We start from the raw sequence: 13416 nt of genomic DNA, 5'->3' as shown, positions 1-13416 counted from the left end.
AAATTTATCTTGTTAAAATATATAATCAAAAATTACAAATTAGGCAAATTCTTACTTCACAAAAAAACATAATTTTTGGTGATACAGAATATATTCTGAATATTTACAAAGAAAATTAAGCACTGCTTAAATGTATTTACGGGGAATTACATGTAATTTTAATAGTCCGGGTAAAGTCGTAATTATTTGCTTTCGATATATTGTATATCCTCTTATTTTGGCAATTGTTTAATTATGTCTTTCTTTATTAATTCAGGCGCGAAATTAGTTAAGCTCCGCTTAAATACTCATAGCAGCGGATTGCTCATACTTTAAGCAGTGGATTCGTATGCAAAAGTTGTAACCTTATGGACTGGTGTGCCGCGTCATAAATCTGTTATACTGTCTCTAACACATTGGGGCTGATTCTGGATTCGACGGGATTTGCGAAACCCAAGGTGCATGCCGAGGGGAGGTTTGCCTCGTTAAAAGCCTCAAAAAAATAGTCGCAAACGACGAAAACTACGCTTTAGCAGCTTAATAACCTGCTGAGAGCCCTCTCTCCCTAGCCTCCGCTCTTAGGACGGGGATCAAGAGAGGTCAAACCAAAAAGAGATCGCGTGGATGCCCTGCCTGGGGTTGAAGCGTTAAAACTAATCAGGCTAGTTTGTTAGTGGCGTGTCTGTCCGCAGCTGGCAAGCGAATGTAAAGACTGACTAAGCATGTAGTGCCGAGGATGTAGGAATTTCGGACGCGGGTTCAACTCCCGCCAGCTCCACCAAATAAAACAAGGGGTTACGTGAAAACGTAGCTCCTTTTTTTATGCCAGTGGCGGCAAAATGGCGACAGCGTTTTGGTTGTGGCGACGGCAGGCATAAAAAAACCCGCCTTAGCGGGTTAGTATGCAAATTGTTCCTGCATGCCTTTTGGGTGAGGTGGGGCTGCGCTGATTTTTTGAGGGCGGCACACTGAGCGAACAAATGTTTCATGCGTTACGAATGTATGGCCGCACTCGATATTAGTGCACTGGTTATAGCGTTCCTTAGTTTCGCTGGACACCTGAAAACTGCTGCGGGTATGTGCTGCTAGTCCGCATAATGGGCAGTTCATCATTATAGTTTCCCCCTCACCTTTGCTGATATCGCAATAATGATACACCATTATTCAATAATGAGAACCAATCATTCCATTTCGAGATCATCTATTTTCACTTCAAGCTCAAGGCTGGTAACAAAGCCGTTATCCGGGCCGATAGTGTGGGTCAGCGTGGTTATGGTCCATTCCGCATCATCTATTAGCTGTTTAAAGCCGCTGACCTTTACCGGCATTTCCGTATAGAGATCGGCCCGGCCCTCTGCGAGCTGCAGCGAGAATGACGCCACCCCGCGCTGCAGTCGTTCCCACTGCATCTTTGCCGCCCGTTCAGCATTAGCCCTGTTTGCGTAGGTCCGGTTAAGTACCAGCACGTTTTCATCCGTCCCCACCAGGTAGTCCCCCTGTTTTGCCTCCGGCTCCTTTGGTTTTGTGGTTTTCTTCCGGCGCCGGCGCTTAACTTTCGTCACTTCTTTTTTCTTTGGCTCCCGGGTGTGCAGCCAGCTGGCAATAACCCCGGTATAAGCGCCACGGTCTGCCAGAGTAAAGCGGTGCCCGTCACCGTCCTTTCGGGTGATGGTCACTACCGGCAACGGCTTGCCGCTTGCCGTTCGCCCCTGGCCCTGCCGGATAAACAGCAGGTTGCCATCTTTGACAGATGCTATGGCCCCGTACTGCCGCGCCAGTTTCATCAGAAAACTCGCGTCACTTTCATTTGTCTGGTCCAGGTGATCCAGCGGCCGGTCAGCCAGGTCCTGCCCGATAGCCATTTTCAGGTTATGGCGGGCCGCGATTTCCCTGACAACCTCCCCCACGGTTGTCTGATGCCAGGACTTCTCACGGCGGATATTCAGGGTTGCCCGGAAATCAGCACTGCGGGCACGGATGGTGAGGCGATCAGGTGCGCCGCTGTGTTCAATTTCATCCACTGTAAACGAGCCTTTAGGGAAAAGCGGCTGCCCTTCCCACCCCAGCGCAAACTGAATGACCGCACCGCGACGCGGCAGGACAATCTGCCCGTCCGCGTCGTCCAGTTCCAGATCAAGCTGGTCCGCTTCAAAGCCCCGGTTGTCAGTGAGCGTGACACCCATCAGGCGGTTATCCAGCACGGTTGTAACGTCCTTGCCTTCGATCACAATACTGAAGCCCGGACTTCTGCCGTACAGGCTCAGGAGTTCAGAACTAAAATTCACTGCAGTAGCCCTCCAACCGTATTCTGAATATCCCCTATCGCAGACGTTGCGGTGTCTTTCAGGTTGCTGAGCTGGTCACTCAGGCTGCCAAACATATCAGACAGCGATTCATCCACCCGCTTGAGCGTCAGCGTGAACTCAATCCGCCGCGGCATCCCGCTTTCGAAAAACTCCGTCTTTGTCTGGCCCAGGCTCTCGATCACAAACATGCCGTAAATCGTCCCGCTGCCCTCAATCAGGGGCCAAGCCTTGCCCTGCTCTGCCATCTGCTCCAGCGCCAGCAGGGACAGCCTGCCGCCGGTGATTTCCGGCAGCAGCACGCCGGAAAGCGTCAGCGAGTCGTTGTCCGGGCCAAGAAACTGCGTTGACGGGCGGCGATTAACGCGGCTGTTAACCGCGTGCCGCCAGCTGCGCTGATACTGCAGCTCCTGATACGGTACCGTGCGCAGCATGAAAACGTATAACCCCAGCACCATCATCATGCGTCATATCCCCCCTGGTCACTGTAGTTGCTGCGCGCCTTCGCGCGGGTGCGGCGTTCGCGCTCGTCGAGCTGGCGGGCAACTTCACGCGCAATATCCTGCGGGTTCTGCCCTGGCTGCGCATAAATCGTGATCGGCGCGTGCGTCTCAAAGCGCATCACTGCAGGTGCGCGGTCCGCCTTCGCGGGCTGGCTCTGTTGATACGCCATGGCGGGAAGGCTGAACGGATGCAGGGGTGCAGCTTCTGCAGGTGCCGCCGCCATGCCCAGGGTTCCGGCCACAACCGAAGCCAGCGCCGCCGTGCGCCGTCTGCTGGTCACGTTTGCCGGGCCGTTCACGATTTCGGGGCCATTCTCTCCGACTATGCCAAACTGGCCGCGCGGGATGGCGCCGCCGTCGTCATACATGCCAGCAAACCCCATCATGGGGAAGCCGCCGGGCGGCAGCACCACTTTCCCGTCGCTGTTCACCGTGGGAGGCTGCTGCTTCACCACCTGCTCCGGCAGCTTCGCCTTTGCCGCTTCTTTGCTGACGATGCCGAGTTTTTCAAGCAGCCACGACACGCCAGATTTAAGCGACTCCAGCGGGTGCATGACCATGTTCAGGCCTTCGGCCAGTGCCTCACCGAACCGCCGCCCCATTGAGGCCGCGTTGTTCAGTTCGGCGGTCGTGGATTTGACCGGCGTCAGCAGGTCGCCGAACCATCCCCAGAGTGCCCTGACCTTATCGCCAATCCACTCGAACACCGGGCGCAGGGGCTCAAACGCTTCACTGATTGGTCCTGCGGCGGCCTTAAACCCCTCCACCACGCCACCCAGAAATGCGCTGATAGGCTGCCAGTATTTCCAGACAACCAGCGCCACACCAGCCAGCGCAGCCACAACCAGCCCTATCGGGCTTAGCAGCGCGCCCAGCAAGCCAGAAATTCCATAAAGCGCAACGCGAAGTAATGCCAGCGGGCCGGACACCAGGAAGCGCAGCACGCCACCGGCGGCGGATAATCCGCCCCGTAATGCTGCCAGGGGGTTCATTACCATACCGACAACATTACGAATACCCGCCATTCCGGCGCGTAACAGGTTAAGCGGGGCACCGGCTAAGGTCTTCAGCGCATTGCCCGCCACCCCGGCCGAGCGCCGCAGCTCATTCAGCGGAGCAGTCAGCAGACTTGCGCCACCGCCAGCTGAAGCCATCCCGCGACGTAGCACGGAAAGCGGTGCATTTGCCAGCCAGGACAGCGCGCTGCCGGTGCGCGTAACTGCGGTGAACACGGACGGAAGCGTTTTTACGCCCAGCATGGAAAAACCAAACCGGATCACGGCAATCGGCCCCAGCACCGCTGCCACCGCAACAGCCAGCGTGCCCAGCGCCAGCGTGATTGCGGCGGTGGCGGCGGCAACTTTCATCAGCGTGCCTGCCAGCTCCGGGTTGGTTTCTATCCAGCGCCGCAGCCCACCCGTTACGCTTTTGAGGTAATCCATGATATCCATCAGCGGCTGGCGCAGCGTTTCGCCCAGGCTGCTGAAGGCGTTCTGCGCACCCGCTTTTACCAGCATCCACTGCGCAGAAAGCGAATCCTTGTTAATGTCGGACTCTTTCTGCATCGAGCCGTTTGCACTATTTCCGGCTGTGAGCTGCAGCTGGCGGCGCAGTTCCGGCAGGTTGTTAGCCAACTTTGCGGCATCGTCGCCAAACTCCTTGCCGAAAAGCATCGTCATGGCGGACAGGCGCTTGTCCTGCGGCAGCTTCTGCACCTTCTCCATTACCCGCAGAATGGTGCCCATGGCATCCTTCGCCATCTGCTTTTCAAGCTCTCTGGGCTTGAGCTTCAGCATATCCATGCCATCCATAAAGCGGTCACTTTGCATGGTGGCAATGGACAGCTCGCGCACCATGGCGTTTGATGCACTGGCGGCAATTTCCGGCGCCGCACCTAATGACAGGAATGTGGAGCCAAGCGCCGCCGCCTTACGAAAGTCCAGGCGGTCAGCCACGCCACCCATACGCTGCAGCACGTCAATAATGTCCGCGCCCTTAGACATAGCGTTATCGTCCAGGTAGTTCAGCGCATCGCCCAGCTGCTCGATATTGCGGGTCGGCACCTTGTAAAGGCTGGCGATTTTACCCAGCCCTTCAGCCAGTTCATCGGCGGGCAGTTCAAACGCCGTGGCCGCTTTGGCCGCCGTACTGGCAAAGGCCAGCAGGTCACGTTTCTGGTCTTCGTAGGGATCGTCCTGATTGGTCACGCCCATGCGCGCGCCGCCTTCTACCAGTGCGGCATAGTCGATAGCGCCATTCTCCATGGGGAGCTGTTCGCTGGCAGCCTTGATAGCGGCCTGCATGTCATAAAACTGCTTAGTACGGTTGCCGCTATCATCCCGCAGACCGTTAACCTGCTTTGCCACGCCTTTCATGGCGTCTTCCATACTGGCATAGCTTTTCACTGCTGCCGCGACCGGCGCCCCCATTGCCAGCCCTGCCGCTGAGGTTGTGGCCCCAGCCCCGGCGATGCGATCCCGCACTTCAAGGCTCCGGGAATACCGCTCCCTGACAGCATTTACCCTGGCCTGCTGCTCACCGAGCCGTTTAAGGGATTTCTGCTGACGGTCCAGCGCCTGCCGGGTTTCGTCGGCGTTCTGGCGCAGCTCGCGCTGGGCGCTGCTGAGCTTACGGGTATCAAGTCCGGCCTCATTCAGCGCAAGGCGTTGCTTCTGGACCGACTGCCGCAGGCCGTTGTATTTGGACTGAAGTTCCGAAACGCGGTTTTTCGCCTGCTCAAGCAGACGGGCCTGCGCCGCCGTCGGGCGGTTTGTACTGGTAAACTGCGTGGCGAGCCTGGCCGCTTCTTCGCGCGCGGCTTTGAGGTTATTACCGGTGATTGCCAGCTGCGCGCTGGATTTACGAAAGCCATCAATTTTGCCCGCCTGAGCGTCTAACTCTTTCAGCCTGGCGCGGCTCTGTTGAATGGCGGTAGCCAGCTCCTTTGAGCTGGCCTGCGCAGAACGGAATGGGCGGGTGAGCTTATCAACCGCATTTAGAATCACCTGCAGGCGCAGGTTAGTGTCACTCATCGCTGGCCCCGCTTCTCTGAATCGCTTTATGCCGCCACTCCAGCACTTCGGTCAGCGGCATAACGTCAGTGACGGACGGCGGCCAGTGAAAAATGGTGGCGATATCTGCCACCAGATCGTCAACCGTCAGGCTGTCGGTAAACCGGCAAGCACCGACTTCTTCAACAAAAAAGTTACCACCTCAACGGACAGCGCGGTGAGATCGGCAGGGTCCAGCTCTGCCATTTCCTGCGCCGTCAGGGTCGGCGTGGAGATACGCGGAATGACGGTCATCATTGCGCCCACGTCCATATCCATAATGGCCTGCAGGCGGGTGCCACGCAGCGCGCCGGACTGCGGTTTGCGCAGTACAATCTCTGTGATTTCGGTTTTACCGCGCTTGATAGGGGTGTCCAGCTGTACGGTCTTTTCAGTCAGGTTATCGCTCATGTTCTTTTCCTGTTAAGAGGTTACTGGCGCGGAAGCCCGCGCCGTTAAGGTTAATCAGAGGCCCAGGGCGTTACGGTGCGCTTCCATCAGGTCCGTACCGTCAACGATTTCAATCATGTTGACCAGATCGACCTCATAGAGCACTTCGCCGTTAATGGTCAGCTTCGCGTAGCTGTTGGTGCTGCTGACTTTAGTGGTGTTGCTTTCGCCGGTCTTCCACTCGCCGGAATCCACTTCCTTATGGCGTCCGCGCACAACCAACTCCACCGCCTGCACTTCCCCGGTGTCATCCCGCTGAATGGAGCCGGTGAAACGCAGCTGGATGCCGTCAACCGTGGTTTTACCCATCTGCTTAAAGAGCAGCAGTTCAGTACCGCCAATGGAAAATTCGGTGTCCAGCGCGCCGTCATCCAGCCCCATGTCCACATCAACCGCGCCGGGCATACCACCACCGCGATATTTCTCATATTTGCGCGTAAATTTCGGCAGGGTCATGGACTCGATGATCCCCTGCCAGTTGTTCCCGTCGTTGAACAGGTTCAGGTGTTTTAACTTGCGTGGTAAAGCCATGCTGCCTCCTTATGCGCTGACCTGGCTGGCAAAGTTCATCAGGTACTGATCGGTGATGCGCTGGCGCAGCATCAGGTTTTCCAGCGGTGGCACCGGCGTGTAGTCGTAGTCGATAGTGAGCTTCCCGGCCTTCAGGGAGTCTTTATCGTTCACGGATTCATCCAGCCAGCAGTCCGCACCAATGAGATAGCCCTGGCTCACCAGACTGCGCATTTTGGCGCGGATACCTTCGATAATGTCGCGGGCCAGCGAGGGGTTAAGCGGCTTATCCACCGCCCACATATGCGCCTCAGCGATGGTGTCAGCCAGCACCTGCGCCGTGCGGGTGTAGTTTTCAAAGGCAAACAGAGGATCGTCACTGAGGCAGCGGGAGCCCCAGTAGCGAAAGCCGTCTTTGCGGATCAGGGTGGTCACGTCGTTCTGGTTCAGCAGGCCCGCATCAGTGGCCGGGTCCTGCAGGTCCCAGAACACATCTGCAGAAATGCCGGTGACGCCATTCACGCCCACGTTGGACAGGGTTTTGTGCCAGCCTGTCTGCTCGTCAATTTTGGCGCGCAGGCCGAGCGCACGGGCGGTAGCGTAAGCCGTTGCGTCCGCATTCAGCACGGTGTCAAAGTTGATGAAGTCAGGCCAGATCAGCATCCCTTCGCGCTGGCTGAAGTTGTCGCGGTAGGCAATAGTCTCCTCCACCGTTTTACAGCCGTAGGCGGACACGTAGGCAAACCCGCGCAGGCTCTGCGCCACGCTGAGCAGTTCAGTGGCAACCGCCTGCGTATCATGCCCGGGCACACCGAGAATGCGCGGCTTAACGCCGAGCTGCGACTGAGCAGAAAGCAGAGCCTTAATGCCCGTCTTTTTCCCTTCAGCCGTTACGCCGCCGATAATGTTGGAGGTGGTTTCTTCTTCGGTTTCGCCCTGTGCCACGCGCACGACAACGGTCACAGGTTTTGCCTGGTCGGCAATCGCATCCAGCGAGCGGGCCAGCGTGCCGGACTCCCCAGCTTTGCCGCTGGCGGTCAGTACGTCAGTCAGCAGGACAGGCTTATTGAGGGGAAACATGGACGCATCGGCATCATCGCCGGTGCAGACCATGCCCACGATAGCAGTGCTCACCGTGGAAATGGATCGGGTGCCGTCGTTGACTTCAACAACGCGCACCCCGTGGTGGTAATCCTGAGCCATAAGGCAGTCTCCGGTTTAAGTGGGAGCACCTATCATCTGGATGATTAGTCTGTACTGCACGTTCCGGGCATTGTGCAATGCTTTACACAATGCCCGGATTGCTGAGCCAGGAGATAATATTTTTCAGTTACCCGGCGCGGCTCGTATCCGCTCCCGTCCGGGTTTCGCTGCAGCCTGATATTCTGCTGCTGACTGCGACGCAATTCCTGCGCCAGCTGACGCATCATGCGGCTGCGTGCGGCAGGCTCCAGATTCGCCAGCAATGCTGCCAGCCAGTCATCCACTCTCTGCAGATCACCCATGCTTCACCGTCCACATTTCTTCCGGTACGTTCGGTTCCGGCACAGCTTCAACGCTCGACACGCCCCCGTCAGTGCTGACCAGCACGCGCTCCGTCAGCTGCAGGTTCAGGCTGATATCGCACACATCATTGCGCAGAATATCCACGTCAAAGGTAAACAGCTTTTCGCGCAGCTCAGGGTTATTAATGGCATCCGGCTGATTGTCCGTGAGCCAGAGCAGAACGGGAGCCATCAGCAGATTCTGGTCCCCGCTGAAATCCTCGATCACCACGTTCAGGGTGTAGCGATACTCCCATGACATGGAGCTGGCCCCGGTTGCCACCAGTGAGCCGTTATCCACAAACAGGTGCAGTTTGTCCGGGTTACTGCGGACATACGGCACCGCCTTATTCAGGGCGCTGCGTAAAGACTGCGGCTTGTTCACTGTCTCGCTCCTGACACGCAATTATCGTGTCCACTTTGTCAGCACACGCCGCCCAGGCGGCCTCCGTTTCATCCAGCACCGCATTCAGAGCGCCGTTACTGCGCGGCGCTGACCTTTCCAGGCGGCACTGCGTCACTCTGGGACAGCCACTCACGGTAAGCTGCACCTCCGGCGAGGGCCGGACGTTCCCGCAGCCGGATAATGTCAGCAGGCAAAGGAGTGTCAGCCCAGCGGCGCAAATCCTCATTTTCACGTTTCAGTTCCTCTATCCGGTGCTGACGGTTGCGCAGCAGCGCGGAGGTCTGCTCCGCCGCCGCATAAAGCCGCATCTGCTCCCGGCTGTTGGTTTCAGTCAGAATGGACAGGCCGATCAGCTGGCTGTTTTTCTTCGTCAGTTCCTGCGCTTTGTTTTTCAGCGCCACGCCCTGCGTCTCGATGGTGTGGCTGGCAGTGTTAAGCCGCCAGGACTGCCAGCCCAGCGCCGCAACAGTCAGCGCCAGCACTACTACTAATGCACGTGTCATACGCCAGCGCCTTTAAGGCACCATGCCAGCTCCCGCGCGCGGCGGTTCTCCAGCCCTTTATTTTTCTTACCGTTGACGTAAACCCAGCGCGGCAGCTCGTTACATGCCTGCCACCACTGCTGGCGGTTGATGTAGGACACCATGGTGGATCGGCATATTGCGCCGGTGCCCACGTTGAATCCGATGCTTACCAGCGCATCGTAAACATGCTGCGGGGGCTTGACCTTCAGGCACGCATCCAGCCTTTTTTCCGTCAGCAACACATTGCTGATTAACCCCTGCGCCGCCTGCCGTTCCGTGATGGTTTTACCTGGCACCACGCCTGACGTGTTGCCGATCCCGTCAGTCCAGACACCCGCGCTGCACTGGTAAGGCTGCAGGCGGCACCCCTCAAAATCAGCTAACAGCTTCAGTCCCTCGACGGAGGTATTCAGCGACTGGAAACCGGGCAGCGTGGCGGCGATAGCCAGCACCCCCCCGACAAGGCAGCGTTTAACGATTGAAGGATTCATATTCCCCCCGCGTGATTTGCCCGTCGCGCAGCAGCTGGTAGGTTTTGTGCTTGTAGTACCAGTTGATAGCCAGCATCAGCACACCAATCAGCACGCCGCCAACCGTTGAAGCATCCTTAAGCGACAGATCGCCCAGCCATGCCAGCAAAACAGCGATGCAGTACGTGATAAAGGCGCTGATTCGTTCAAGCGTCATAATTCAGTCCCATAGCTGGACGGTCTGCGCCGTGGTTGTCGCCGGAATATCCGGCAGCTCCACCTGCAGCCCGTGCGGTAAAAAAGGGCCATACTCTGCCAGCCCCGGATTTGCCTGCAGAACCTGCTCGGTGACACCCTGCGTGCGCCCGTAATGACGCCAGCAAAGCGCGTCCACCGTGTCATACTGGTGCGCACGCACTTTCATCAGATAAGCTCCACCGTGCAGTGCGGTGCATCCTGCACCCGGCTGATAGCCCAGCGGGCATCACGCCACAGATCGCCGCTGGCCTCCGCCAGTTCCTCCCCTCGCTTTACCCCGGACGCCGTGGCGTCATAATCCTGGTAACGCTCATTGAGCACGGCGCGCGCCCAGCAATACACGGCGTTCAGGTAGTGCTGGATGCGCTCGCTTTTGCCGTCCAGCATTTCCGCCGGCACGTCAGCCAGATCCCGGTAGCCCAGCATCTGCTGGCGGTTGCGGAAGTCGTACAGCTCAGCGTTAACTTCGGAAATGGCTGTCAGCGCAACCTGCCTCAGACGGGGCTGCGTCACCGTGCCGTCAGTGCGCATCACGCTGCGAAATTCCGACAGGTTTACATCAGGCCAGAATGGCGTATTTTTAATAACGTCCGCCTGTTCCGGTGCCTGTTCTGGCGCAATAAACTGCATGCGGCTTTCTCCTGAAATAGTGGGCGGTGGACGGGGTTTTGATGTGGCTGTGCCTTTCGCCACCCCGTGCCGCCCGTGCGCGGGGCACGTTCGTTAGCGGCTGTCACTGCGCAATCTGCGCTCCAGCTGCTGCTTTTCTTTTTTCACGCCGCAGCGGGGATCGAGCTGCAGCGCATGGGTAAGGTGATTAAGGGCTGAAGCCGGGTTGCTTTCGGTCAGTACCGCGCCGATGGCTTTGTGCAGGCGTGCCCGGGACTGGTCCGGCATATCCAGATCGGTAGTCAGTTCCAGCGTCTGCAGGAGCAGATCGGCATCAAAACCGGCGGCGGCCAGCAGGGCGCTTTGTGCGGCGTCCGCCATTTCTTCCGCCAGAACGGTCTGCACGTTGCGGTTGCCCAGCGGCATCACCCAGCCATGGCGCAGCGCATGGCGCCCGATTTCCAGCGCACCGGCATAATCACCGGCATCGATACGCCACAGCATCACGTACATCAGCACGTCATCCTGCTGCGCACCTCCGGCAGCCAGCACGCCCTCCGCCCATGCGGCATACTTCGGCAGAAGCTCCACCTTGATTGCCGCCTTTTTCACGGTGGACTGAATACCCTTAAGGCGGCGGCGGTCTTCTGCCAGCTGCAGCAGCATCAGGTCATAGCCGGACGCATGGCGAACACTGCCGCCCTCCCGGGCGGCCTGTTCGGCCTGAATGCGCAGGCGGTGCTGCCGTGCGGGACTCAGGCTCATGCGTTACTCCCCACCTTCCGGCGCAGCTGGCGCGCTGAAATCACCGATTTCGATATTTTCGACCAGGGCCGCGCAGCGGTAGTCTTCAATCACGTACGCTTCGTTGACGGATTCGAAGTTTTCAATCCGGTCACGTTTCGGGTTGTCGATAACAGAACGGCGGCGGGTGTCCTCCTGCCAGTAGATGGACACGTTATCCAGACGGGTGATCAGCAGGGCATTGGCCGGGAAGAACGGCGCACGCACCGCCTGCAGGCCGCCCATGCGTTTCTGGCTGATAATCAGATCGGCGGCGATTTTCTCGCTGTTTTCCTGCTCTTTGTTAACCAGCGGGAAATACTTGTCAGACAGCAGCTCGCGGCCGCAGATGACAACCAGCTCGTCATCATCCTGGTAAACCACGTCGATCAGCTCGTTAACCGCATCCATCACCACGGCGTCCAGGTTGGCATAGTCGCCGCCCTTGCCCACCTTCACCGCGCCTGCCGTGGTGGTGCCGTCCTGGGTGGTGCTGCCCATAACGTGGTCCGGCGCGTCTTCGCGGATTTTCTGCAGCCAGCCCTTATTCACGTCCTGCAGCAGCGGGTTTTCAGCGCGGTTAGAGGTTTTGGCGCGCTTCACGCCATTGAAGCCGATCATGATGCGGTCCAGCGCCTGGCGCTTGATGATGGCGTTACGGATACGCACCTGGAAGTCCTGGAATTTCGCCCACAGGTCCAGCTTTGCGTAGGTCAGCACCGTGTCAAAGTTGGTCTGTTCGCATTTATATTCCACGTCTTCCATCAGCATCGGATCGGTAGGTTCGCGCTCTTTGGTCGTGGTGTCGGTAGTTCCGGCAATGGTGGAGCCAACGCCCAGGCCAAGCAGCTGGCCGGACTGCTCCGCAACCGGCGTGATGTTAATCAGCGTCAGAAAAGCGGCGGACTGCTGGATCTGGTCTTCCAGCGTCTGCTGCACGGACGGGTCCACGGTGAACTTGCTGGAAAGCTCTTCAACTTCCACCTGGTTCAGGCGCGCCAGCTGCTGCAGATAGGCGTTAAAGGCAAAGCGGGTATTCTTTTTCATCGGGTTTTATGCTCCATCAGCAATTGGTCAGGGTGCCTGCCGGTGCGTCACCGCCCGGCGCGCGCTGGCGGTAATCTTTACGGCTGTCTTCACGGCTCAGCTGCTGCTGAAGCTCGGCAAAGGCGGCCTGCTGCTCCTGCAGCGAGGATTCAAGCTCAGAAATGCGCGCGTCCTGGTCGGACAGGGATTTATCAGTGCGCTCGCTCAGGTTCTGCTGCTCGGTGGCGACCAGCTCGACGGCTTTGTGCACGTCTGAAAAACGCGCATCATCGGTCTGCTCTTTTTTGGTGAACAGCGCGGTGACGCGGGCAAAGAGGGACGGCTTTTCGTCCTGGGTTTCTTCCAGTTCGATCAGCGTTTCTTCGGCGGCGGTAAACAGGTTTTCAGGGCTTAGCTTGCGGTTAGCCAGCGGGTTCTGTTTGGCGGTGGCACTGAAAGCCAGCATCTCGGTGCCCAGGCTCGCCGGATCGTCAGTGGCGGCCAGCCCCACAAGGTAGGCTTTGCCGGTGTCGGCAAACTTCGGGCTGACTTCCATGGAGGTGAATTGCTTTTGCCACTGCTTAATCAGGCTAATCAGATCAGGCGACGGGTTAATTTCGGCGTATAGCGCCATTTTCCCTTTTAATGGCCCTTCCGTGATTTCTTCGGCGGTTAAGCCGGTGACATGCCCATAACGCTTAAACGTGCCATCCGGCGAATAGCCTTTAATGTGCTCAAGGTTAATTTGCGCCGTATAAACCGCAGGGTTGTAGCTGGCAGCCATTTGTACCAGCCATTCACGCTGGATTTCGCGTCCGTCGGTGGTGGCACCTTCCACCCCGATGCGGAAACGCTTTGCTTTCACTGTCATGAGCCATGCTCCGTTAGAAATTACTTACTGGAGCCTTATGTTTGCGGTGATGGGGGGAGTGAAACAACGCGCGGCACTTGTACGGTCCGCCACACAAACCGCAGCCGGGGAAAGCCGCCGGGCAAGGCCG

The 13416-nt window shown here is 57.8% G+C and carries 18 protein-coding genes, 1 other RNA gene and 1 pseudogene; 1 reads left to right on the top strand and 19 read right to left on the bottom strand.

Annotated elements, in window-relative coordinates:
• Positions 1 to 397: 397 nt before the first annotated feature.
• Positions 398 to 760, top strand: a transfer-messenger RNA (tmRNA) gene (gene ssrA / locus BM373_RS18895).
• A gap of 116 nt (positions 761 to 876) precedes the next feature.
• On the opposite strand, the gene BM373_RS18890 is transcribed toward ssrA, so the two are convergent.
• The 19 genes and pseudogenes from BM373_RS18890 to BM373_RS18800 form a co-directional block, all read right to left on the bottom strand.
• A complete protein-coding gene (locus tag BM373_RS18890) occupies positions 877 to 1092 on the bottom strand; it encodes an ogr/Delta-like zinc finger family protein (RefSeq protein ID WP_072015918.1) in 216 nt (71 codons plus the stop codon).
• A 68-nt stretch (positions 1093 to 1160) separates the two neighbouring features.
• Positions 1161 to 2264 (bottom strand): phage late control D family protein, encoded by a 1104-nt coding sequence (locus BM373_RS18885; protein ID WP_090464975.1) that lies wholly within the window; start codon positions 2262 to 2264, stop codon positions 1161 to 1163.
• Entirely contained in the window at positions 2261 to 2746 is a 486-nt protein-coding gene (locus BM373_RS18880) for a phage tail protein (RefSeq protein ID WP_076738259.1), read from the bottom strand. Before BM373_RS18880 ends, BM373_RS18885 begins: the two co-directional genes overlap by 4 nt.
• On the bottom strand, positions 2743 to 5817 hold the full coding sequence (locus BM373_RS18875) for a phage tail tape measure protein (RefSeq protein ID WP_090464971.1): 3075 nt from the start codon (positions 5815 to 5817) through the stop codon (positions 2743 to 2745). Before BM373_RS18875 ends, BM373_RS18880 begins: the two co-directional genes overlap by 4 nt.
• A complete protein-coding gene (locus BM373_RS18870; RefSeq protein ID WP_007848878.1) occupies positions 5810 to 5929 on the bottom strand; it encodes a GpE family phage tail protein in 120 nt (39 codons plus the stop codon). Before BM373_RS18870 ends, BM373_RS18875 begins: the two co-directional genes overlap by 8 nt.
• 14 nt (positions 5930 to 5943) lie before the next feature.
• On the bottom strand, positions 5944 to 6246 hold the full coding sequence (locus BM373_RS18865; protein WP_045325513.1) for a phage tail assembly protein: 303 nt from the start codon (positions 6244 to 6246) through the stop codon (positions 5944 to 5946).
• A 54-nt stretch (positions 6247 to 6300) separates the two neighbouring features.
• Positions 6301 to 6816, bottom strand: coding sequence for a phage major tail tube protein (locus BM373_RS18860; protein ID WP_090464968.1), 516 nt, complete (start codon positions 6814 to 6816; stop codon positions 6301 to 6303).
• A gap of 9 nt (positions 6817 to 6825) precedes the next feature.
• Positions 6826 to 7998, bottom strand: a complete 1173-nt coding sequence (locus BM373_RS18855) for a phage tail sheath protein (RefSeq protein WP_090464964.1) — start codon at positions 7996 to 7998, stop codon at positions 6826 to 6828.
• Between the two features lie 119 nt (positions 7999 to 8117).
• Positions 8118 to 8300, bottom strand: a pseudogene (locus tag BM373_RS18850) (phage virion morphogenesis protein); the annotation flags it as partial.
• Positions 8293 to 8724 (bottom strand): phage tail protein, encoded by a 432-nt coding sequence (locus BM373_RS18845; protein WP_090464961.1) that lies wholly within the window; start codon positions 8722 to 8724, stop codon positions 8293 to 8295. The gene BM373_RS18845 and the pseudogene BM373_RS18850, both read right to left, overlap by 8 nt.
• Positions 8687 to 8932, bottom strand: coding sequence for an Rz1-like lysis system protein LysC (lysC, locus tag BM373_RS21750; RefSeq protein ID WP_256214695.1), 246 nt, complete (start codon positions 8930 to 8932; stop codon positions 8687 to 8689). Before lysC ends, BM373_RS18845 begins: the two co-directional genes overlap by 38 nt.
• Complete coding sequence (lysB, locus tag BM373_RS21875) at positions 8820 to 9248, bottom strand: Rz-like lysis system protein LysB (protein WP_090464955.1); 429 nt, start codon at positions 9246 to 9248, stop codon at positions 8820 to 8822. The genes lysC and lysB overlap by 113 nt, the downstream gene beginning before the upstream one ends.
• On the bottom strand, positions 9245 to 9760 hold the full coding sequence (locus BM373_RS18830; RefSeq protein WP_090464953.1) for a lysozyme: 516 nt from the start codon (positions 9758 to 9760) through the stop codon (positions 9245 to 9247). The genes lysB and BM373_RS18830 overlap by 4 nt, the downstream gene beginning before the upstream one ends.
• On the bottom strand, positions 9741 to 9956 hold the full coding sequence (locus BM373_RS18825) for an HP1 family phage holin (RefSeq protein ID WP_039029573.1): 216 nt from the start codon (positions 9954 to 9956) through the stop codon (positions 9741 to 9743). The genes BM373_RS18830 and BM373_RS18825 overlap by 20 nt, the downstream gene beginning before the upstream one ends.
• Before the next feature lie 3 nt (positions 9957 to 9959).
• Positions 9960 to 10163: a tail protein X gene (locus BM373_RS18820; protein WP_039029574.1), complete on the bottom strand. Its 204-nt coding sequence runs from the start codon at positions 10161 to 10163 to the stop codon at positions 9960 to 9962.
• Complete coding sequence (locus BM373_RS18815) at positions 10163 to 10627, bottom strand: head completion/stabilization protein (RefSeq protein WP_090464951.1); 465 nt, start codon at positions 10625 to 10627, stop codon at positions 10163 to 10165. Before BM373_RS18815 ends, BM373_RS18820 begins: the two co-directional genes overlap by 1 nt.
• Before the next feature lie 93 nt (positions 10628 to 10720).
• A complete protein-coding gene (gene gpM / locus BM373_RS18810; RefSeq protein WP_029740065.1) occupies positions 10721 to 11371 on the bottom strand; it encodes a phage terminase small subunit in 651 nt (216 codons plus the stop codon).
• 3 nt (positions 11372 to 11374) lie between these two features.
• Positions 11375 to 12436 (bottom strand): phage major capsid protein, P2 family, encoded by a 1062-nt coding sequence (locus tag BM373_RS18805; protein WP_090464948.1) that lies wholly within the window; start codon positions 12434 to 12436, stop codon positions 11375 to 11377.
• Between the two features lie 16 nt (positions 12437 to 12452).
• A complete protein-coding gene (locus tag BM373_RS18800) occupies positions 12453 to 13286 on the bottom strand; it encodes a GPO family capsid scaffolding protein (protein ID WP_090464946.1) in 834 nt (277 codons plus the stop codon).
• Positions 13287 to 13416: the final 130 nt, after the last annotated feature.

The organism is Enterobacter sp. kpr-6 (assembly GCF_900116015.1).
Taxonomy (GTDB): domain Bacteria; phylum Pseudomonadota; class Gammaproteobacteria; order Enterobacterales; family Enterobacteriaceae; genus Enterobacter_D.
The sequence above is the reverse complement of the archived record's forward strand: the minus strand, read 5'-3'. Positions and strand labels throughout refer to the sequence as shown.